Annotated in this window: 19 protein-coding genes and 1 tRNA gene; 3 read left to right on the top strand and 17 right to left on the bottom strand. The window is 37.5% G+C overall.

Annotation, left to right across the window (positions count from 1 at the left end):
* Window positions 1–20 precede the first annotated feature (20 nt).
* The 16 genes from IIC38_01525 to IIC38_01450 all read right to left on the bottom strand — a co-directional run bounded on the left by IIC38_01525 (window position 21) and on the right by IIC38_01450 (window position 16,118).
* Window positions 21–2,852: a flagellar hook-length control protein FliK gene (locus tag IIC38_01525; protein ID MCH8124631.1), complete on the bottom strand. Its 2,832-nt coding sequence runs from the start codon at window positions 2,850–2,852 to the stop codon at window positions 21–23.
* Window positions 2,853–2,974: 122 nt separating this feature from the next.
* Window positions 2,975–3,571, bottom strand: coding sequence for a hypothetical protein (locus IIC38_01520; GenBank protein MCH8124630.1), 597 nt, complete (start codon window positions 3,569–3,571; stop codon window positions 2,975–2,977).
* Complete coding sequence (fliJ, locus tag IIC38_01515; GenBank protein MCH8124629.1) at window positions 3,568–4,017, bottom strand: flagellar export protein FliJ; 450 nt, start codon at window positions 4,015–4,017, stop codon at window positions 3,568–3,570. The genes IIC38_01520 and fliJ overlap by 4 nt, the downstream gene beginning before the upstream one ends.
* A complete protein-coding gene (locus tag IIC38_01510; GenBank protein ID MCH8124628.1) occupies window positions 4,014–5,366 on the bottom strand; it encodes a FliI/YscN family ATPase in 1,353 nt (450 codons plus the stop codon). The genes fliJ and IIC38_01510 overlap by 4 nt, the downstream gene beginning before the upstream one ends.
* Entirely contained in the window at window positions 5,359–6,057 is a 699-nt protein-coding gene (locus IIC38_01505; protein ID MCH8124627.1) for a hypothetical protein, read from the bottom strand. The genes IIC38_01510 and IIC38_01505 overlap by 8 nt, the downstream gene beginning before the upstream one ends.
* On the bottom strand, window positions 6,044–7,081 hold the full coding sequence (gene fliG, locus IIC38_01500; GenBank protein ID MCH8124626.1) for a flagellar motor switch protein FliG: 1,038 nt from the start codon (window positions 7,079–7,081) through the stop codon (window positions 6,044–6,046). Before fliG ends, IIC38_01505 begins: the two co-directional genes overlap by 14 nt.
* A complete protein-coding gene (fliF, locus tag IIC38_01495) occupies window positions 7,068–8,612 on the bottom strand; it encodes a flagellar M-ring protein FliF (GenBank protein MCH8124625.1) in 1,545 nt (514 codons plus the stop codon). Before fliF ends, fliG begins: the two co-directional genes overlap by 14 nt.
* A gap of 19 nt (window positions 8,613–8,631) precedes the next feature.
* Window positions 8,632–8,934: a flagellar hook-basal body complex protein FliE gene (gene fliE / locus IIC38_01490; protein ID MCH8124624.1), complete on the bottom strand. Its 303-nt coding sequence runs from the start codon at window positions 8,932–8,934 to the stop codon at window positions 8,632–8,634.
* Window positions 8,935–8,939: 5 nt separating this feature from the next.
* Window positions 8,940–9,251, bottom strand: a complete 312-nt coding sequence (locus IIC38_01485) for a hypothetical protein (protein ID MCH8124623.1) — start codon at window positions 9,249–9,251, stop codon at window positions 8,940–8,942.
* A 43-nt stretch (window positions 9,252–9,294) separates the two neighbouring features.
* The gene (flgC, locus tag IIC38_01480; protein MCH8124622.1) at window positions 9,295–9,795 is read right to left on the bottom strand and encodes a flagellar basal body rod protein FlgC; all 501 of its coding nucleotides are present in this window, start codon (window positions 9,793–9,795) and stop codon (window positions 9,295–9,297) included.
* An 18-nt stretch (window positions 9,796–9,813) separates the two neighbouring features.
* Window positions 9,814–10,233 (bottom strand): flagellar basal body rod protein FlgB, encoded by a 420-nt coding sequence (gene flgB, locus IIC38_01475; GenBank protein ID MCH8124621.1) that lies wholly within the window; start codon window positions 10,231–10,233, stop codon window positions 9,814–9,816.
* A gap of 244 nt (window positions 10,234–10,477) precedes the next feature.
* Entirely contained in the window at window positions 10,478–12,223 is a 1,746-nt protein-coding gene (locus IIC38_01470) for a hypothetical protein (GenBank protein ID MCH8124620.1), read from the bottom strand.
* Between the two features lie 23 nt (window positions 12,224–12,246).
* Window positions 12,247–13,572: a ribosome biogenesis GTPase Der gene (der, locus tag IIC38_01465; protein MCH8124619.1), complete on the bottom strand. Its 1,326-nt coding sequence runs from the start codon at window positions 13,570–13,572 to the stop codon at window positions 12,247–12,249.
* Window positions 13,573–13,917: 345 nt separating this feature from the next.
* Entirely contained in the window at window positions 13,918–14,829 is a 912-nt protein-coding gene (locus tag IIC38_01460; GenBank protein ID MCH8124618.1) for a hypothetical protein, read from the bottom strand.
* Between the two features lie 133 nt (window positions 14,830–14,962).
* Window positions 14,963–15,035, bottom strand: a tRNA-Gly gene (locus IIC38_01455).
* Between the two features lie 36 nt (window positions 15,036–15,071).
* Window positions 15,072–16,118 carry a hypothetical protein gene (locus IIC38_01450; GenBank protein MCH8124617.1) on the bottom strand — a complete coding sequence of 349 codons (1,047 nt, stop codon included), beginning with the start codon at window positions 16,116–16,118 and terminating at the stop codon, window positions 15,072–15,074.
* A 343-nt stretch (window positions 16,119–16,461) separates the two neighbouring features.
* On the opposite strand from IIC38_01450, the gene IIC38_01445 reads away from it, so the two are divergent.
* Complete coding sequence (locus IIC38_01445) at window positions 16,462–17,106, top strand: hypothetical protein (protein MCH8124616.1); 645 nt, start codon at window positions 16,462–16,464, stop codon at window positions 17,104–17,106.
* 161 nt (window positions 17,107–17,267) lie between these two features.
* Here IIC38_01445 and IIC38_01440 read toward each other — a convergent pair whose 3' ends face one another.
* Window positions 17,268–18,650: a PQQ-binding-like beta-propeller repeat protein gene (locus IIC38_01440; protein ID MCH8124615.1), complete on the bottom strand. Its 1,383-nt coding sequence runs from the start codon at window positions 18,648–18,650 to the stop codon at window positions 17,268–17,270.
* Window positions 18,651–18,882: 232 nt separating this feature from the next.
* Here IIC38_01440 and IIC38_01435 point away from each other — a divergent pair, with 232 nt between their 5' ends.
* Together IIC38_01435 and IIC38_01430 are read left to right on the top strand one after the other, a co-directional pair.
* On the top strand, window positions 18,883–20,178 hold the full coding sequence (locus IIC38_01435; protein ID MCH8124614.1) for a hypothetical protein: 1,296 nt from the start codon (window positions 18,883–18,885) through the stop codon (window positions 20,176–20,178).
* A gap of 420 nt (window positions 20,179–20,598) precedes the next feature.
* Window positions 20,599–21,711, top strand: coding sequence for a tetratricopeptide repeat protein (locus tag IIC38_01430; GenBank protein ID MCH8124613.1), 1,113 nt, complete (start codon window positions 20,599–20,601; stop codon window positions 21,709–21,711).
* Window positions 21,712–21,857: the final 146 nt, after the last annotated feature.

Raw genomic sequence — 21,857 nt, 5'->3', positions numbered from 1 at the left:
TTTCTCACCTCCTTTCAATTTTAAGCTGTTAATTCTATTGTGTTATAACCAAAATCTCTTTTATTAAAATCGTCTCCCATGCCTGGATTAACCATTGCATTTTTGGAACCTAATTCATGTAAATGTCTATCGGCCTCCAACATTTGCCTTCCATCCTGTCCAGTTGTATTTGTACCATTCTTCGAAAATTGGGATGAAAAATCCATAACTTCTATTTTGTCCACTCGAATATTTTGATCCTGCAATGACTTATGGATTTGAATTATTTGTCTTTCCAATACATTTCGAACTTCGGGTCGCTCAATATACAGTATTGCTTTCACTTCTTTCTCAGAGCTTTCAACCACAATTTTTGCCATACCTAGAAATTCCGGCTTCAGCAGAACCGAAATTTTTTGGGCATCTTTTGTGAGATATAGTTTGGTGGATTGAACAATCTGTTCGATAGCATCTCTGATATTTTCACTACTCAATGGAATAGCCGGCTTGTTAAAATTATTTTGGATTTTGAGAATATTATCCGGTTGATCGATTTTCTGAAAACTCATTTGTATGACATCGTTTTTAAGTGTTGGCTGAGTTGGCCTATTCTCACTGCCAATAGTTTTATCCTGCTGAGCTTTTGTCAAAGCATTAATGACAGTTTCACTCTTAATTCCGATTGAGTCAGTTTTTTGATCATCCTTGCCTGAATTTATTGCATTTTCAAATTCTTTTATATTTTTGGGAAGATTCTCCTGAAATGTAATTTCTATTTTCTCACTGGAAATTCCTTGAAAACTATTCATTTGAGTAGGTGTTTCTTTCGCCTGGTTTGAATGGGTAGGTTGTGCTATTGAAATCCTATTTATATTTGTATTCCGGCTCAATTTGTTTTTCTCTTTGTTATTAGTATCGATTTTCGCATCTTCACTATTTAATAGGGTGAATGGTTTTTTTAAAGTTTCCTGTATTTCCTCCGAAGTGAATTCTCGAGTTTGAGTAACTTTTTCCAAGTTTCCGGCATTCTTTTGTGGATTTGATACTTGATTGAATGGCTCACTATAAACTTTTAAATTCAACTTCTTTTCGCGTGGCCCAATTTCATTATTAACAATAGACGTTTCATCTGAATTAAGGATAAGTTCAGCGACAGGAGTCAATCCCTCTTTACTTGGAATTGGTTTATTTTCCAAAGTCCTACTGGTTGGTTGGCTAGTATTTTGAGCTTGTGCCAAACTTACTTTTGGCATATTCACATCACTCATTAAATCTAGTTTCACTGTAGACAGTTTGTAATTAACCTCCTCAGTCGTAGTAAAATTCATCGACTTTTTTTCAGATCTCGCCAAATTGGATAGAGATTTCATTGTTTCGTTTGAAATAAAAACAAATTTGTTAGGCCCTTTGATTTTGTCTTTGGATTCAATATCCTCGCTATTTTGAACTTCAGAGCCAGTTGTCTTTACCTTTTCAGGAAAATTAATTTTTTCAAGTGTAACTTCATTTTCTTCTGAATTTCTGAGTTCGCTCACTTTTTCAGTATTTGGATTAGGTGCTGTGGTTTGCTGATTAGTACTTTTAGGCTTTAAACTCTCTTCTATGTTTTGAGCTTTATCATCACCAGAACCTGCTGAATTTCTGAGTTCGCTCACTTTATCAGTATTTGGAATAGGTGCCGTGGTTTGCTGATTAGTACTTTTCGGCTTTAAACTCTCTTCTATGTTTTGAGCTTTATCATCACCAGAACCTGCTGAATTTAAGACCCGGATAATTTCTTGTATTCCATCTTCTTCATTCACTTTAACATCAGAATTATGTAATAGTGTTTCGGATAAATTCTCCAGAACCTGTTTAGGTAATTCCGCTAAATACTGTTCATCGATTTTGGGTAAAGTTGTGCTATCCAAATCCAACAATATTTTTCCATAACCTATACTTTCATTAACAGTCTGTGCATTACTTTTGCCCGAGATATCCGGAGAGTTTGATTTATCAGTAAAAAGTAACCAAATGCCTTCATTTAATTTAGAAGGATGAAAGTTAACTTGTGATTCATTAGGAGAATCGCTGGCATTGGTAGTTAATTGAGTCTTTAAAAGGCTTTCATTTATCGGTAAAATTAATTCATTGTTTGTAGAAGGTTGTGACTCCACATTTATTTTCTGCAGTTGATTTAATTTTTCTTTTGACACACGTATTAAAGCTATCACCTGGGAAGACTCAGTAGATGTTTTATTCAAGATAGGGGTTGATTCAAATTCACCATCCAATAGCGATAGTAATTCATTTCCATAAGGAACTTCATCAATGTTTAATTGAGTATTTTGGCTATTAGTAATAGGTTGGTTATTATGTCGCAATACAAATGATTGAACGATTGGTTTTTTCTCTTCGCTGGGATTTTCATTTACTAAACTCGAACTTTTTGTTTCATTTACTGAAGAATAAAATTGTACTTGAGGTTGATCGGAATGTTGCTTTAGAATTTCTTCAAGCTTTTCTGCCAGACCTTTTGAAAGTGAAACACCCAACCAGTTTTTGCTTTCCAATTTGCCGGATTGTTTTTTCGGTTCTGTTTCAATTTCATTGCTATTAGTATTAAACTCGGTAGATTTATTATCGTTAATCGAAATTGTAATTTGAATTTCAGACTTTAGTTGGTCAATAATAGACGACCACGAATTATTCTTCACTGCACTATTGGACGATTCTAACGGTAAGTCAAGTGCTTCTACTGACTGCAAACCAGTTAATGGAGCTCTTCCCGAGCTAAATTTAATTACCGACAAAGAATTCTTTCCCACGAAGTTAAAATTATCACTATCGATTTGTCCGGCAAATGAAGATGATACATGCGATTTACCAATCAATTTTTCAAATACTTGCCAAAATTCGTTTTTTGATGAGTCAATTTTGCTACTCTTTTGATCTTGAATGTTATTTCCGAGATTTGAGTTCTGGATCGCTGAATCCGGGATAAATAGTAGTTGTGTCATTGTAACCTCGGGTTAATGTATTGTGATGTTAGTTTTGCAGCGCGTTTGGGTTCAATTTTTTGTAAAATCACAGCAGCTTGTTGTGCTCTTGCAAGCGCTAAAATATCCATGAGAGTTTCGTCGTCCAATTGAGCAACATATACCGAGTCAATTTGTTCTTGCTCTATTGATTGAAATATTTTGGTAAGGCGGTTCATTCTGTTTTGTTTCTCTTGCTCAAACTGATTTTTGACTTTATTCAAATTATTTGTTAATTGCTGAATCTCACTTTCAATGAGACTTTTGTCATTTTGCAAATTTAACAGCGAATCTTGCCAAACACCCGTTTCGACCGCAAATGAATCTTTATCCACTTTTAATGTTCCAATTTGATTCCTGAGTAACTTAATGCTGTCAAGAAGTGTGGCTCGATACAATGTTAACTCATCGAACGATACCGTTTTACCCTGTGAAATTTCCGTTTTCATATGAATTTCAAATGGTAATTCAAATCCATATATTGCCACATAGACTGATACCAGTGTTGCCAAAAAGGAAAACGGCAAAAGAACAATTGCAAGAAAGACCGGGCTTTTCCCTTCTTCCCTTCTCATAACAGATTCTTAATCCCTTTTGTGATCAAAGTCATTTCATCGAGCATTTTTTGTTCTTCTCTGATTTGTTCCTTTAAATGTTTTAAGTATCTCTTCTCTCGCAATTTCTCTAAAACTTCTTTTTCCTTTGACAACTCCATCAAACCAACTTGAAGTTCTTCGATTTTATCCTGAATTTTATCCATACTATTTTTTTGGTCACGAATTTCTGCACTTACCTTATTTATGTAGCGTTGATAATCCCTGAGTTCTTTTGCTGAACAACCGTTTACACTTTGTTGCAGAACTTCCTCGTGCAGTATTTCCAGCTCATTCGACATTCTATTGAATTCCATTTCCTCGCTTTCAAGACTGCGGAGCATTTCTGCTAATTCCAGAGATTTTTGTTTAACTTGAATTGTTTTTGTCTCTGCAACTTTCGCTAATTTAAAAGAAAATTTCTTCATGGCTTTTCACCTGTATCATTTTGGATGGATGCTTCCATTAAGTCTAGAATTTTATCTTTTGGAATGATTTCGTTAACATCTTGTTTTAAAAACCGATTTATACTGTCAATGTGTTTAAGTGATTCATCAATATTTTTATTACTGCCCTTCACATATGCACCAATATTGATTAAATCTTCCGCTTCTTTGTATGTCGCTATCAAATGAGTCAATCGATAGCTCAAATTCAGATGTTCCTTGGAAACTACTTGCGGCATAACGCGACTTTTGCTTTGCAAAGGATCAATAGCCGGATAATGGCCTTTATTGGCTAAATCACGATCCAAAACAATATGACCGTCAAGGATAGAACGAGCCATATCCGCTATAGGGTCATTAAAATCATCTCCTTCCACAAGAACGGTATATAAACCCGTTATGCTGCCAACTGCCGTATTACCGGCTCTTTCAAGCATTTTTGGCAGCAATGAATATGTGGATGCAGTATAGCCTTTTGTCGTTGGCGGTTCTCCAATAGCAAGTCCAATTTCTCTTTGTGCCATTGCAACCCGTGTTAAAGAATCCATCATCAACATTACCTTCTTACCAGAATCCCGAAAGAACTCCGCTATAGTAGTAGCTATCAATCCTGCTTTCACACGGACGATAGGGATTTCATCTGATGTGGCCACAATCACAACTGATTTTTTAAGCCCTTCTTCGCCTAAATCATTTTCGATAAAATCACGAACCTCCCGTCCTCTTTCACCAATCATTGCGATGATATTGACATCTGCTGAAGTGTTTTTCGCGATCATACCCAGCAAAACACTTTTGCCTACTCCACTCCCGGAAAAAATCCCCATTCGTTGTCCCGTACCGAAGGTAGTAAATGCATCGATAGATTTAATGCCTGTCCAGATCGGATCATTGATGGGTTTTCTTTGCAGTGGTGAGGGTGGCTCGCTATAGATAGATCTTTTTTCTGTAAAATGAACCTGGCCTTTTCCATCAATTGGCTTACCTAAACCATTCAAAACACGGCCTAATAGTTCATCACCAACAGAGATATTTATTTTTTCCTGGCTGGAAACAACCTTGGTTCCAGGTTGATATCCGGTCATCTCATGCAATGGCATTAATAACGTTTTATGGTTCCTAAATCCAACAACCTCTGCTTTTCCCTTTTGTTTATTGTTTTTAGGAAAAATATAGCAAAGATCTCCTATTGCCGCCGTCGGTCCTCGAGATTCAATTATATTTCCAGTAATGTTTAATATTTCTCCACGCTGAACAATAGGGTCTATCTGCGACAATTGTTTTTTATAGAATTCATAAATGTTAGTAGAATATGAACTGGTATTAGTCATCCATATCTCCAATTAACATTTGTTCGATTTTTTCAAGCTGGACATCCAATTGGGCATCTACGATCCCGACTTCAGACTCAATAGTACAACCTCCTCTTTGGATTTCTTCCGCAGAAATAAAATCTACACTTTCAAAGGCGGAAAGTTGATCCCCCACTTCTTTATCCAAGGCTTGGAACAACTTCAAATCTTCCGGATTTACTTTCACGAGAATGTGTCCACTGTTGGCTACTCGTCTTAAAGCTTCCCTGACGACATAGATCAGTATTTCCGGACTTTGCTTCAGTTCTCGATGGATGATCTTTTTTGAAATTTCAATTGCTAGCTTCACAATAAAAAGCTCATTTTCTCGATAGAATGACTCTTTCCCGTCTTTAAGTACTTTTATCAAATTTTCAAGGACCCGGCTTTTAGGCTCTATTTCTGATATGCCCGCTTCTTTTCCGGAATCATATCCTTCTTTCTTTCCATCATTGAATCCTCTTGAATAGGCCTCCTCTTTAACTTCTTTGAGGATTTCATCTGAAAAATAATCCTTTTTCTCCTCAACTGATTCCGAAAACTCGTCTTCTTGCTTGGTTATTTTAGAGACATTCTTAAGCGGAATGCTAAAATCCTCCCAGGTTATCTTCTGAGAAATAAGCTCGACTTGTTTAACTTTCCTTTTCACCGGAATACTAAACGATGACATCTGAATCACTTCCTTCCCTGTTAATAACAATATCACCGCTTTCTTCAAGATTAGACACAACTGTAAGAATATTCCTCTGGGAATTTTCTACTTCAGACACCCGCATTGGACCCATAAATTCAAGTTCTTCACGCAACATACTAGCTGCTCTTTTCGACATATTTCTGTAAATCTTTTCTTTAATTTCATCGCTAGCTCCCTTCAAAGCTATCCCCAGCTCATGCATATCTATTTCTTTCATAATTCGCTGGATCGATCTGTCATCCATCAAGATCAAATCATCAAAGACAAACATTAAGTTCTTAATTTCTGTAGCTAGATCCTGGTCAATTTGGACAATACCCTCCATAACGGATTTTTCAATAAATTTGCCGGAGAGATTTAATAACTCAGCTACTATTCGTTGTCCGTCAACATCCCCCAGCCCCTTGCCAAATTGCCCTTTAAAATGATTTTCCAGGTACTTTTCTACTTCTTCCACTAAGTCGGGTGATATTCGATCAAGTTTGGCCATCCTAAAAGCTACATCTACTTGCAGCTCCTCTGGGAACTCTCCGAATATTGAGATTGCTTTTGGCATCTCCATATGAGATAACACCAGAGCTATGGTTTGGGGGTGTTCTTTAATTAAAAAATTAACAAGCTGTTCGACGTTTATATTTAGCAGGCGTTGAAATCCTTTTGGCTGCTCATGCTCCAGATTATCTAGTTTTTTCAGAATTTTAGCCGATTGTTCAGTACCAACCGCTTTCTCAAGAAGTTGTTCAGCATAATCGGAACCACCCTCGGAAATATAATTTTGCGCCAAGACCATTTTGTAATAATCTTGAACAACTTCATTTATCAGTGATGAGGGAATATTTCTTAGCTTGGATATTTCCTTGGTTACTTTTTCCACATCTTCCAGGCTTAAATTCTTCAGGATTTTGGATGCAGCATCCGGACCTATGGCGACCATTAATATGGCTGCTTTTTCCTGCCCGGTTAAGGATTCAATAGCCCCTGATGGGTTATGCTGCCCCATGCTTATCCTCTATTAACCAGGCTTTCAGAAGCTTGGCAGCATCAGTTGGCTGCTCTTTAGTTAAATTTGATATGGTCTGCTGTAAACGTGCACTATTTGCAGAATCCGCCGATATTTCAAAATCAAAGGGATCACCAGCCGGCGCTGGCGATTCAAGAGCAAATAATGGGCTGTTACTCGATTTTGAATTAAATATTGATTTGAATTGTTTAAAGAATTTCTTTAATCCAAAAGCAATTAAAATTAAAAGACATCCATAAATCAACCTGGTAATCCAGGTTTCCCAGAATAATTGTCTTTCCATTTTTGACAGACTTTCAGCTTCAAGCGTAATCAATGAGCGATCGAAAGCCATATTCTCCACCACAACATTATCTTGTCTTACTTCTGAATATCCGACGGTATTTTTGACAATATTTTGAATTTGGGTCAACTCAGTCACACTCATAGGTAAGTATTGCGGTTCTGTTCCTTCAGGTGAGCCAGGAGGAACTTCATACTTGCCATCTACCAATACCGCTACAGAAAGACGTTTAATATTTCCAACCTCTTGCACAATGTGCTCTACAACTTTATTGGATTCGTAATTCGATATTAAACTCTCAGTCTTTTGAGGAATTTTTCCATTTCCACCCTCACCGGTTTGTGTGTTTTTTTCCTGGCTTACAATAACAGAATTGTCCGGATCATATTTTTCTGCTGTTCGTTCAACCTGGTCAAAATTAAGCTCAACTGATACCTGCACAGCCGCTCTATTACTCCCAATTACATTTTCTAGAATCGATTCGACTTTATTTTTGTAATATTGTTCAATTTTATTTTGTAGATCTATCTGATTAGAAGTTTTAGCCAGAAGCGATGTTGATTCTTGTGGTTGACTTAATATTTTTCCATAGGTATCCACTATAGTAATATTATCCGGGGAAAGACCCTCTACACTAGCCGCTACTAAGTTGGCAATTGCATTAGTTTCACTTTGGGAAAGTCTTAATCCGGGCTTTAGCTTCGTTGTAATTGATGCAGTAGCCTCTTTCTGGTTCTCATCAAATAATCGTTCTTCCGGAATAACCAAATGAACCCTGGCAGCTTTGATTTTTGATATCGTGGTAATTGTTCGCGCCAATTCTCCTTCCAGGGCTCTTTTGTAATTCATCTTTTGCAGGAAATCTGTCATCCCAATATTGTTTTTATCAAATAATTCGTAGCCGATCCCACCGGACTGCGGTAAACCCTGGGCTGCTAATTGTAATCTCAAGTCGTAGATTTCGGATTTGGAAACCAGAATTGTGCTTCCTCCATTTTCCAATTTGAATTCTACATTCTCTTCTTTTAATTTTTGTACGATAGTTCCTGCTTCAGCAGCATCAAGCTCCGTATACAATACTCCATAGGAGGTCCTTGTTGCTAAAGAAGTCAACAGAATAAAGACCGTTAATGTGATCCCTGTCCCGATCATTAATAGAACACGTTGACGGCTATCTAGTCTTTCATAAAATTCCTTTATATTTTCTAAATATTTTTTCCAGTCCACTTTATACTATTCCTTTAGTTTAAACCTGCGTTCTCATTACTTCCTGGTACGCTTCAATAACCTTATTTCTTATCTCCATCATCAATTCAAAACTGATAGATGCCTTCTCTACTGCCACCATAACATCCTGAATATTACTCACATCACCGCTAACCAATCGGTTGATGGATTCACCGGCTTCTTGCTGCAAATTGTTTACATCTGACATGAATCCCTTCAATGTTGAAAAAAAGTCTTCACTCCCGCTTGCTATCTTTTCAGGAACTTTAGGCGTTTGTTTGGGTAGTAAGATCGATTGTATACCATTTAATTTATCAACCATTTTAATTATCCTTTTACGTCTATTCTCTGACCGATGGGTAATTCTGGGTTACCACGTTTTCCAAGTCGGTCATAGGTTATTTCTTGTTTCTCCTCCAGGAACAATTGAGAGATTGCATCTTTTTCCGATGCTGAAAGAATCCGATTGCTTACCTCACTGAGTTCAAGTTTGACCTCTCCTTCATTAACATTTTCTTTTTGCTTTATAGGTTGGTTTTTTAAAACTTCCTTAAATGGTTCGACAGTTTGTTCTTTGATGGGTCGAACCGGTGAGTTATCAGGTATTTGATTTTGTAAATACGCTGAATGAATTTTCATTTTCTAACTCCCAAATAAAATGTTAATTGTTTATTCATTTGATTTAAATCTCCAACGCTTTCTTTGCCATCGCCTTGTTGGCTTCAAGGGCCGTGGCATTGGCTTCATAGGTTCTTGATGCAACAATCATATCCACCATTTCAGTTACCAGGTTGATATTGGGAAATTGAATATAACCCTCGACATCTGCATCCGGGTGATCCGGATCATATACGGTTCTGAATGCATTTTCCTGTACTTCTACAACTTGAGCGTCGACTATATTACCAGTGTTTGCACCTGACAAATTGATATGTGAAGTTCGAATATGTTTGGGATTCGTTACTGCCAATTTTTGATGTGTACGAAACAACACTTGCTGAAAAGTCCCTGTGTTTTTAGCGGTTTCCATTTTAACAATCTTTCTTCGGTATGGCTCGCCTTTTTCGGTCCTGGTTGTTTCGATATTCGCCAGATTGCTGGATATTGCGTCCATTCGTTTTCTTTGTGCACGCATTCCTAAAGCACTAATGTCGAAAGCGGATAATATCTTACGAATGCCCATATTTTTCTCCTTGATCTATTAACGGGATCTGCCTTGAATAGCCGATTTTAATCCTCTAAATTTTCTTGCCATTAATGTTGCCGAAGCTATGAAATGAATTTGATTCTTGGCTAAATCCGCCATTTCCATATCTATATCCACATTGTTAATTCCATTGTCCGAATCATTAGATTCATCAGTTATTATTTGCAGAGTAGCTTCTGTAAATCTTGATCTCCCAAGTTCAATATGCCGTGAATCAGTCCTTTTGCCTCTTATATGCACCGCTTGCATACTTTCCTGGAGCTTATCTTCAAACCCTACTTCTTTGCGCTGATAACCGGGAGTGCCAATGTTTGCTATATTACCGGAAATAGCTTCATGCCTTAAAGAAGCAGCTTTAAGGCTCTTATTTAAAAGTTGAATACCTGCCTTTTGAAATAATCTTTCCAGAATCATCTTATATTTAATTCCGCCATTTTATGAATCGTTTATAATTATTGCAGCTCATTCAGGCAAGCTTTATGCCAGAAAATGTTCAAGAATATTTTACTACCGTAACCTATTGTAAATATGATAATTAACTTGACGCACCCTATTATTATTGGTCTGATAAAAAAACGATTTTGAGGAAATTGTTACCGCAAATGTCCGGCAAGCTTTGCCGATTCAAGAAAGGATATTTATAGTAAAATTTGGATGGCTACCTGACTAAAACAAATTTTACAGGAATAGAAAAGTTTTCCCCACTAATTACGCAAATGTAGACACCATTGGCTAGCCTTCTGCTTTGATTATCATAACCATCCCATGGGAACTGGATCAATGTATCCCCTTTTTCATACCTGCCAAGTTGAATTTTATCGATTTTCAAGCCACCTTCGGTAAGAATGTATGCATCGAGCAAAGAAGTACTGGGAAGATTAATTCTCACTGAAAGATTGGAATGTTTATCAGAATTAAATGGATTTGGGAATATCCTCTTACTTTCACCCAATATCTGTTTTTCAATCAGGTAATAAAATGTCGATTTATCTAACCTGGATAATCGCTCGCTTAGATCCTCCGGAATCGAACCATTGGCTGCGACTAAAATAAATTCAGACAATCCCTGGATTAATCCTATTTGTCCCACCTGGCTTCCGGAAAATATATTGTGTTCGTATCCAGAACCACTTTCCGTGATAACGCCGGTTTGCCATATCTCCGGTTGGTCGTGTTGTTGCAAGGCAATATAAAATCCTGAAGTCTCAGGTTGAATGCGATAGTATTTCAAAGTTAAATAAACACTGGAATCGACAATTGTGGTATCTTCCTGGAAAGTGATTACCGGGTTGACTAAAATTTTAGGATAGTTCTCGGCCTCTTTAAAAAATTTTAGATCCGCGGCTCGATCATCTGTAAAATAATTCCAGATTGCAAATTCCGCAAATGCGGAGGCAAGGTTACTTCCATTTTCTTGTAAGGCTGAATTCATTGATTTCATACTATGGGAATTGGGTATGAGCTCCCAAGTTCGGCGAATAATATCTTCCGAATGAGCTTCTTGAATATATTTTAGAAATATTGAACTGCCATACTCGTGGCTGCCGTTCGAATATCCAACCGGAAAATTAGTACTAAGTTGAAAAGAGGATAAGTATTGATAATAGTCGTTAACATCATCAAAAATCCTATCCTCCATCCAGGTGGCAGACATTTCAAGGAAACCTGTATCCATGTCTCGAAAATGATAGCCTAACTGAACCACATGGAATAGTTCATGCGCAGCAGTGACTTGCATTCCGCTCAGCCCTTTTGAATAGAAGATGGATTCTTCATAATTATTGTCTAATATCATATAGGAAGTATAATCTGTATTGGGTGTCGAGGTGATTTCAGTTTCAAAAAATGTAAGTCCATAAAAACCTATATCCCGAAAGTACACGTCAATTTCAGGGCCATCTACCTCAAAATCTGATGGCGGTGGATTATAACCAAGCGTATCTATCAGGATGTGATAGCTGAACTCAAAACTACGAGCAGATTCTTCAATGTAATCCGGGACGCCTGTAGCGGTGATGTCACTATCGGAGACTGCATCAAATCCGGTTAATGCAAAATGTAGCTTAAATATCCCTTCCGGGCTTATATAAAAAAAGGGTAGATTCGGCCGGGCTAAATGAGGGGAAAAGAATCGCTGATCGGATTCATTCATTTTGCTAAAATTTGTCTGAATCTCTCTAAGAATGGTTGTACCACATTTAATGGGTACATCCGATTGGATTTGGAATTCTATCGGTAGTTTTTCAGGAGAAAAAAGGCGATAACCGTTTAAAACCGCATTTTCGACAACATTTACATCTCCCTGATTATTTACAATTTCAATATTTTTTTGCTGTGCAAATATAAACTGAAAGGAAAGTAGAATAACTAAAGTAGAAAGCAGGAACCGTTGAATTATAATCATATAAATTGCCTAAGTTTGAATATTCATTTTTGTCGAACGGCAAGTGAAATGGGAACACCAAAAAAGCCAAAGTTCTCACGAATTTTTTTTTCGAGAAACCGTTTGTAATTCGCCGCAATCGCCTTTGGCCGGTTGGTAAAAAGAGTAAAGACTGGCGGCGATGTAGCCACCTGGGTAATATAATGAACTTTGATTGGTTTCGTATCTTTTGTTAATGGTGGTTTTTCCCTTAATATTTCACTCAGTATTTCATTAATTTTTGAAGTGCTGATCCTTTTATTCCGTTCTTGACAAACTGAAAACGCCACTCGAATTACATCGTGTAACCTAAGGTTGTGTTTGCAGGATATCAACAAAATAGGTAAATAATCCAAATTGCCGAGTTGATTACGCAGATTTTTTTCATATGCACTTCCATCATTATTGCCCTTTTCTTTTAAGTCCCACTTATTAACCGCCAGAACCAACCCTTTCTTCCTGGTTATTGCTTCATTAATGATCAATTTATCCTGGTGCGTAATCCCATCCATGGCATCTATCAAGACAATTGTAACGTCGCTGCGGTCAATGCTCCTCAATGCCCGGACAACGCTGTAATATTCTATATTGTCGCTGACCTGAGCTTTTTTTCGAAGACCGGCTGTATCTATTAACACAACCTCTGAACCAAAATATGTATAATAAGAGTCAATCGAATCCCTGGTGGTTCCTGGTATATCGGAAACCAGGAGTTTCTCTTTATTCAACAAAGCATTCACGAAGGTAGATTTACCGACATTTGGCTTGCCAACAATTGCTAGGTGAATTGTTTCTTTTTCTTTTGCACTAACAGTTTTGTCAGGAAGTAATTCAACCATCATATCTAATAAATCTCCGGTTCGACGCCCGCTTTCCGCCGATACCGGCAATGGGTCTCCAAATCCCAGGCTATAAAAATCGTAAATAGAATATTCCAATTTTTCATTGTCGGCTTTATTAACGACCAGAATCGTTTTTCGATCGGCTTTGATCAATAAGCGGGCAATCTCTTGGTCTACCGGTGTAATGCCGGAAATGGCATCTGTGACAAACACCAGCACGTCCGCATCCACAACCGCTTGTTGGACGTGTTCCCGAATCCCTTCAATATACACATCACCGTCCCCGGGGAGGTAGCCACCGGTATCTTCGACCATAAAAGAGGCGCCATTCCATTCGACTAAGCTTTCATTTCGATCTCTTGTAATACCCGGTTGGTCATCTACTATTGCCAATCGCTTTTTTATCAATCGGTTAAATAGCGTAGATTTCCCAACATTGGGGCGGCCGACAATGACTACTCTTGCTATTTTTTTGTTCGATTTAGACATTTAACACTATCATCCAAAACTGTTCTCAAAACGCTTAATTTATAGATAAAGTTCATTCATAACAAATTAATCTTTTTACACATATACAAAAGGCCCTTTATCAGGCCTTATTAGGATTAGCAAAATAGTTATTTTTTTTAAACATAATTTTCTTCTTAATGAATACGCCCTATTTATTTAACCTGATCTATTCATAAACCTTATCACTGTCATCCAGGATGGATCTATTTAACCCTTTATTCTATACTTACTTTTGAGCTTTTTCGATCATATCAAACAAGATACTTTCAGGATGACAACTAAGATGAATTTATGCTTAAAACTGCAATTCATGAATTATCCAGGTTAATCAATCAACAATAAAACTCTGCATCTTTCAAAGAAATTTTTATTTAGGGCTGACCCATGAATGATTCTTGCATCTTCATTTGAAAGTATAATATCGGAACCATAATTCCCCTCCACTCCGGTAGCTGTAACGAACAATGGATTATCTTTAACCCTGTTATCTTCTTTTAAATCAGATTCATTTAAAGTATAACCAACCAATCCAATTTCAACAGCATACCTGCGGTTTGCGAATCCTATGTTGTAAATCTCCTGCCCAGCTTGATTGAAAATCCGTGGAGCCAAAGCAGGATTAAATCCATAACCACGAACATCGATAATTAAACCGGTGTATGAATACCTTTCATTATTTTCCAAACCGCTCCATGGCGCTATTAATTGAATGCCATCCGGAACAGGTTTACCCTCCGGCCAGTATTGCCCACAAACCGGACAAAGTGGTTTATCCGGAACAATAATCTCACCCTTTTCAGATTTATTAACCAGAAGCAAGTCTGATAAAGCGCCGTACATCGGAAAACTAATACTAACCTCGATTTCTCCTGTTTCCAGACTTTGAATATCCTCAACCGTATAATGTCTGACAATAAGTTCCAATCTCTTCTTAAGCTTGTCACTTTCTGCTAGAAGATCACTGGCTTTCAACTCGCCATGGATCCTGACAACCCGGATAATCCTGAGTAAATTTTGGTAGGCATCTTTTTTCGCCTTTTCGATGGTCTGTGCTCGCCTTACGGAAAGGCCGTGAGACGTATCGGGAAAAGCTTTGCCTTTTGCACGAATAATTTGATCTGACCAATTAATGGTCCCCATCTGCGAAATGATTTCTTCAACATCTTGAGCGGTTAAGAAAGTAGCAGCAATAAGGACAAATCCAATGGCAATAAAGAATATTTTGTATGATTTCATGATTATTATTGTTTTATTTTTTGATCATTAATTTATGAACAGTTTATTATTAAGACAATTTTGAAGCGACAATCAAACTAATTTAATCAAAAGAGAGAGGAATTGAAAGGAAAAACTTTCGATGATTTGTTAGAGCGAGCGACGGGGATCGAACCCGCGACATCTAGCTTGGGAAGCTAGTACTCTACCAACTGAGTTACGCTCGCTTAAGTAATTGCTAATTTTATTTATGATTTGTATAACTATTTTTTCTCTTTGTACTTCTTATCCACTTGCAAATCATCGTCCCTAAAATTAGTTAAAGAATATTCAATTAATTCCGTCCGATAAGAAAACGATGGCTGTGGTCCTTTCGGTCCTTTGTTCTTTTTCTTTAAAAGACCCCTGGCAAATCGGCCCAGGGATTTCTTTACATCGGTGTCATCTGTTTCCTGATTATCCATATTTTGGTTTTCGCCCTCGAGTTTTGGGCGAATATTAAAGTATTTTCCATCGATTATAACAGGATATCCTTTTAATTTTTCCATTTCTTTGACTAGTTTTGGATTTGGCGGTTTGGATTCTTTCTCCTCTTTCTTAAATTTGCCTAAGAGAGAAAGCCAGTTGGTGCCCAGAATATCATCATACATCTGGTCGGCATCCATTCCCATAGCTTTCAAATGAGCTTTGGTGAATTCCATTTCTTCTTCTTTTGCTTGATTTAGCTCATCGGTGAATTCTGTCATCCATAAAATCGTAGATAAGCTGTCTATTCCTCTTTGGCCGGTTCGAGTATCTTCCCATTCTGTCAGCACAAGGAGAATAAATTTCTGACACGGAAATTTGTTTATTTCCTTTTTCTCACCGGTATCATCCACCCGAAATTCGCTGCGGATGATCTTTACCTGGTCGTTACTCTTGTATTCCATACTCTCTGGTTTATTTTTATCCATATTCCCCTTCTCTCCTCCCGCTACTACCGGCCACTCTATTTTTTCGATAGGGCTAACGGTGTATTCCTTTTTTTTGTGATTCAAGCTGTATCGCAATAATTCAGACAAGTTTAGAATTTCTCCCGAATTGCCTTTTTTGATGAATTTACCAACCAGCTTTCCGGCTATACCCTTTCCCTTAAAATTACTTTTAGTATCTGTTCGTTTTATGGTTTTGGAGATTTTAGCCTTCACTTCAATTGTATAGGTACCAAACTTATTAAATTCAACTTTGGATTTAGTCTTCTTCTTTACATCTGCAAAAGAGTATCCAGTGAAGATTGAAAAGATAATGAATATGAATAAAAGCTTTTTCATAGTATATCTCCTTCTTTATAAAATTGATTGAGTTTGCTCTATTAAATATTGATTTTCGTGGATGTCTAAATGAATGTAAGCAATTATTTTTCCTGAGCAAATTATTTTTGAAAATATTTAAGACCTGTGATTTTTTCGGTTGAATTGCACTATGGATTATTATACCGCCTTTGAATTTGAATCAAAGTTTTTCGACGATTTGTGGGATAAAATACAGCAAAATGAACATGACACTTCAAATTTTTTTATTTTTTAAATGTAAACCTTCCAACCGGAATGCTCGTCTAATCACTCAAAATGAAAAAATCAATCCCTAATAATATCATCAAAGGAAAATCCAGCCATGAAAAACCGAAAATACCTATCTTTATTGTTGTGTCTTTGTTTTTTGTTTGTCGCAAGTAATGGTATTTATGCTCAACAAATTCTTAAGACTGATTCTTTTGAACTCAGAATCGAAAAAGATTTTTTAAAAGTAATCCAGGATGGTAAAACCAATACTTATTCAAATGGATCGGAAGAGTATGCATTTTGGATGGATAAATTCAACACTATTGAAGCAAAGGATAAATTTCGTGACCAGGAAGAATCTCCAAGGGATCAAATGGAACAAGCAAGGGATCACCGAGAATCCAGCCTGGAACACATGGAACGAGCCAGGGATCACCAAGAAGGTATGAGTGAACATCAGGAAAGAATTCATGAACATGAAGAATCTTTACGAGACCATTTTGAAGAAGCCAGGGATAAATTCGAAACTATTCGAGATCGGTTTGTAGAAGCCAGAGATGAAAAAGAATCTTTACGAGACTATTATGAAGAAGCCAGGGATAAATTCAAAACTGATCGAGACTATTTTGAAGAAGCCAGGGATGAAAAAGAAACACAAAGGGATCATTTTGAAGTGATGAGAGACCGGATAGAATCTTTGCAAGAAGAGATTGAAAGGGTTCGAGAAAAAAAGAAAATATCAGCAATTGTTAAGTGAGTTTGCGAATGTGGATGCAGGTTCGCATTTTGTAATTCAGTCTGAATAACCTTCTGCATTGAGAATTGAAAATCAACAATTTAAAACTAACATCTTCGTTTAATTATTTGTTTTTATTTAATCTCTGCGATCCTGCGTTGAATATTTTCAGTTAAACAATCTCACTCCCCCACTGCAACCAAATGATTCTGGGTTCTGAAATATAGGACGCCTGCCGAAATTGCCGGCGTTGCCATGCATATCTCGTCCATCGGATTTATCGCAAGCACTTTGAACTCAGGACCTGCCTGGAGCACGTAAATATCGCCATACTCACTGGTAAAATAGAGCTTACCATTCGCTGCTACCGGGGAAGCGCTAAAACCGGTTTTTCCACTGCCAATACGTTCTTGATAAATCATCTCCCCTGTTTTTGCGTTGTAGCATTTTAATACTCCGTTATTCCGGCTGCTGTAAATATAATTTCCATAAACCAGGGGCGTTTGCATATAAGCGCCATTTCGTTGTACACTCCAGGCAATATAATCGTTTGAGCTGGCATCGTCATTTAAAGAGATATCGCCGCTTGCATTCAACCGAATGGCATACATTGGCGCTGCCCTCCCATGCGCATTGGTGATAAAAATCAGGTCATGGGCAATGACGGGTGTCGGTATCGGAATATCTCCACCGCCGACGAGTTTCCACAGTTCTTTGCCACTATTTAAATCATAACCACCGATATGCTTATAGCCGTTCACGATAACCTGTGATCGTTGTGGTGAAATATGAATAGTTGGAGTTCCCCAGGTAGGAACCTCATCGCGTCCGGTGCGCCAAAGCTCGTCGCCGGTTTTTATATCAAATGCTGCAATAAACGAATTTTTTTGAACATCACATTGTACAATCACCCTATCTTTATAAATTACAGGAGAACTGGCAAAGCCCCATTGAGCTTTTGGAGATTTGTAATAACCGGAATCCAGCAAACCAAGGTCTTTGTGCCAAAGCTGTTTCCCATCCATCGTGTAACAGAATAAACCTTCGGAACCAAAGAATGTGACAATATAGCGCCCATCTGTTGCCGGTGTTGAATTTGAATGGGTGGCTTTAGTATGCCGCTTAACTCTCGGCACTCCTTCATATCCTAAATTCTGCCAGACAATTTCCCCGCTATTTTTATTAATCGCATAAATTTTCCATTTGTGAATCGTTTCGTCTTCAACCGAGGCAATATTTCCATATAATCCAACTTTTAATTGTGGATTGTCTTTCCCGCTAATTGTTGTTGTGACATAGATTTGATCTCCCCAAATAATAGGACTGGAATGGCCGAGACCTTCAACCGGAACTTTCCATTTAATATTTTCGGATTTCTCTACATTCCAGGTTGTGGGAGTCGAGTAATTTTCGGCAATACCACTGGCATTCATACCACGGAAACTCGGCCAATTGACGCCATCCGAACTGATTTTTGTGTCCTGGGCAATTAAATTAGTTGCTAAAAGGATAGTGGTTAAAAACAATAAAAAGTAAATTTTGTTATTCACAATTTTTTTACTCACAATCAACTCCTTTTACCTGGTGAGAAAATATTTATTGGTACGTACTAAACGAGTCTGAAGTTATTTTTTTATCTTGCGTTCATAAAAGCAAATTGGTATTATAGAAAATCATTCCAATTAAAAATTATTCTTCTGCCAAAAATTAAGGCAATAATTGGTGTGAAGCAATAATAAAAAAGCAATGTTTTATAGATTTTGATGATTCAAAAACTCAAAAGGAGTAAACAGTAGAATGCAAAAACCATCCTATCTCAATATAGTAATCGTAGTAATTATTTTGATTCTGTGTTCAAATAATACCGTTATTTCTCAGACGTTTCGTCAAACACAGAAAGATTCCTATACCCGCTATGAATTGCTGGATCCTGAATCCAACAGCTTCCGAATTTATTATGATGTAAGCGCAACCACAGCTGGTGCAAATTATTACTTCAATTCTATTCGCCAGGGCAGCGAAGCCATCGTGCATGGTGTTTCTGATTTGATGTCCGGAGTAAATTTAAAATGGGACGTTGTGGATGGTGCAACAGCTAAAAGTAGCGGCCACGAAACAGCCAATCCGGAAAGGCATTATATCAGGATTAAACTTCCTCGCCCGGTTCCTGAAGGCGGAGAGGTTCGACTACGGATAGACAAGACTTATAAGGATAAAAAAAGTTATTACATTGATAATAATAATAGTATTGTATTTTCCAGATCTTTGGGCATAAAGCGTAATTCGGTTGTATTGCCTTCTGGTTATGAATTGATTACTTGTAACTATCCCTCCCAGGTTCGCACCGAATCAGATGGCCGGATTCGAATTAGTTTTATGAACCGGGGACCGGCATCTGTTCCTTTTACCGTAAGTGCCCGTCTCCTGCCTCGACGAATAAATAAAGTCAGTGAAGTTCAGCACGAAACCAGGCAAGAATCAGCTACAAATATAAGTCAAACCAGGTCAGTTGCCTCATCTGCCAGACTCGATTACACCTTCAGCGAACGAGCCTTCCAGGATCGTGAGATTGTCTATTTTCTAAAACAACCCGAATCACATTCTTTCTTTCTATATCATGATTATACCGAATCCCGGCAAGGGGTTGACAAATATCTAAATATAGTACGCAAAGGCAGCAAAGCATCCGAGCCGTCTGCATTCATTCTAGATACCGGACAAGAACTTAAAGTTGAAAAATATACCGGAAAACAGATCAAAGAACAGGGCATTGAAATAGGACGCGAAGTCGATCTCGAGACCGAGGTTGTTATCATCTGGTTTGATCCGGTAAAAAAAGGACAGTCCGTCAGGTTGCGGATTTCAGAAACTTACACTGATCCAAATCGCTACTTGTTATTGGGAGACGAGCTTATTTGGGATCGAAGTTTTGGCCGGCCGAGAAACAGTGTAATCCTTCCCGAAGGTTGGTACGTAACGACCAATTCCATTCCTGCCATAATAAGTGAAACAGATGATGGTAAGATTCGCCTTTATTATGTCAACGACAGGCCTGGAAATATCGATGTCCTTATCAAGGCAAAACGCAGATGAGAGAAAAACTCTTATTCGCTATCCTGATTTAAGTTCATAATATTTAACTGGTTATTTAGTATCCATAGGCGTTTTTAATAGAGCAAGTTTTTTTCATTTTTTCATCGATCCTTAAAATTTAGAAAAATTACTACCATCTTTCCTTGCTCAGGACTCTAATTATTTTTACATTCAGGTTCGTTTTTTTGAGGTTTACTTTTTTGGATCTCTCTATGATTTGTCAGTTGAATGATTCTCTAGTCATGAGTAATAATTGCAAGGGATAGCAATGAAAATAAAAGCGATTCTCAACCTTTTACTAGCTGCTTTTTTTCTAACTTCCACTGTCACGGTTTTCGGACAGAGCACAACAGCGATGATATCTGGCTGCTCACCAAAACCATTTTAAGCGAGGGTGTAACTTTAGGGAAGAAAAAAAAATTGGATCGAGCCATAGAGAAATTTAATGAGGCCTCCGGATATTGGCAATCCAACCATATAACATCGTTGTATACAATTATACTCGATGACGTCAAAGCGGATAAATTAAAAAAAAATACAGCGAGGGATATTTTTAAAGCCATTGAGCAGGTCAATAAAAGTGAATCTAAAAAGGCTTCTAAGACAATCAGTAAGGTCGCAAAAAAGAACAAAGCCTATTTTCCTGCTTTCATTATTCAAGGAGACATCTTTTCCAACTGGGATAAAAATGAAGAGGCCGAAGAAGCTTTCACAAAGGCAATTTCTCTGGAGGTTCATTCAGCCTTGCCTAATGTTTTCCGGGGAAAGTTCTACGCAAAAACAGATCGAGTAGATCTGGCTATCCTGGATTTTACTGAAGCCATAAGTCGTGATTCTTCCTACACTCTCAGTTTTTTTGAAAGGGGATTTATCAACACCTTAAACAGAAACTATGATGAAGCAATCCAAGATTTTGATATAGTTAATCAGCTTAATCCGGAATGGGCAAAGAGCACTATTGTCTTCGAAGCCTTTCACAATCGTGGTATCGAAAGAATACAGAAGAAAGCCTATCATAAAGCTGTGGAAGATTTCAATCGAGCCATTGAAATCAACCCGGATTACCTGAACGCATATTTGAATCGTGGCCGTGCTTATAAAAATCTAAAAAAATATTCTACAGCTCTTAAAGATTTTAGCTACATTATAAAAACAAACCCTAAATCTATGGAAGCTTTCTATCAACGGGCCATGATCCACTATGGCCGCAGAAATTACGTTAAAGCTGAACAAGATTTGCAATCGGCATTAACATTAGATCCGGGGGATAAGGATCTGCATTTCAAATTAGGCGAGAGTTATTTCTACTCAGGCAAGTACAGCAAGGCAATTCAACATTTTGATAGAGTCATAAAGATTGATAACCGGGATCTCTGGGCTTATTATCGAAAGGGTTTTAGCCATAAAAGTTTACGTCAATCCAAACAAGCAATTCGTGCTTTTGAGGTCTTTTTGGACCTCGCCCCTAAGCAACACAGAAGGCAAATCTTAAGCGTAAAAACAGAGATCAAAAAACTTAAAAAACAGATTTAGCGCTCTACCCGTTCTGCCGGAAACATTATAGAAATTATCCGCATTGGATAATCTCGCAATTCTGTCCTTTTTTTATTGAGAAATGATTTGAAATTTTTTATCCGTTTTCAATATTCCGGTTTGTTATTCTACTTGATATGACAAAG

It is taken from the genome of candidate division KSB1 bacterium (assembly GCA_022566355.1).
In the GTDB taxonomy this organism is placed as follows: domain Bacteria; phylum Zhuqueibacterota; class JdFR-76; order JdFR-76; family DREG01; genus JADFJB01.
The sequence above is the reverse complement of the archived record's forward strand: the minus strand, read 5'-3'. Positions and strand labels throughout refer to the sequence as shown.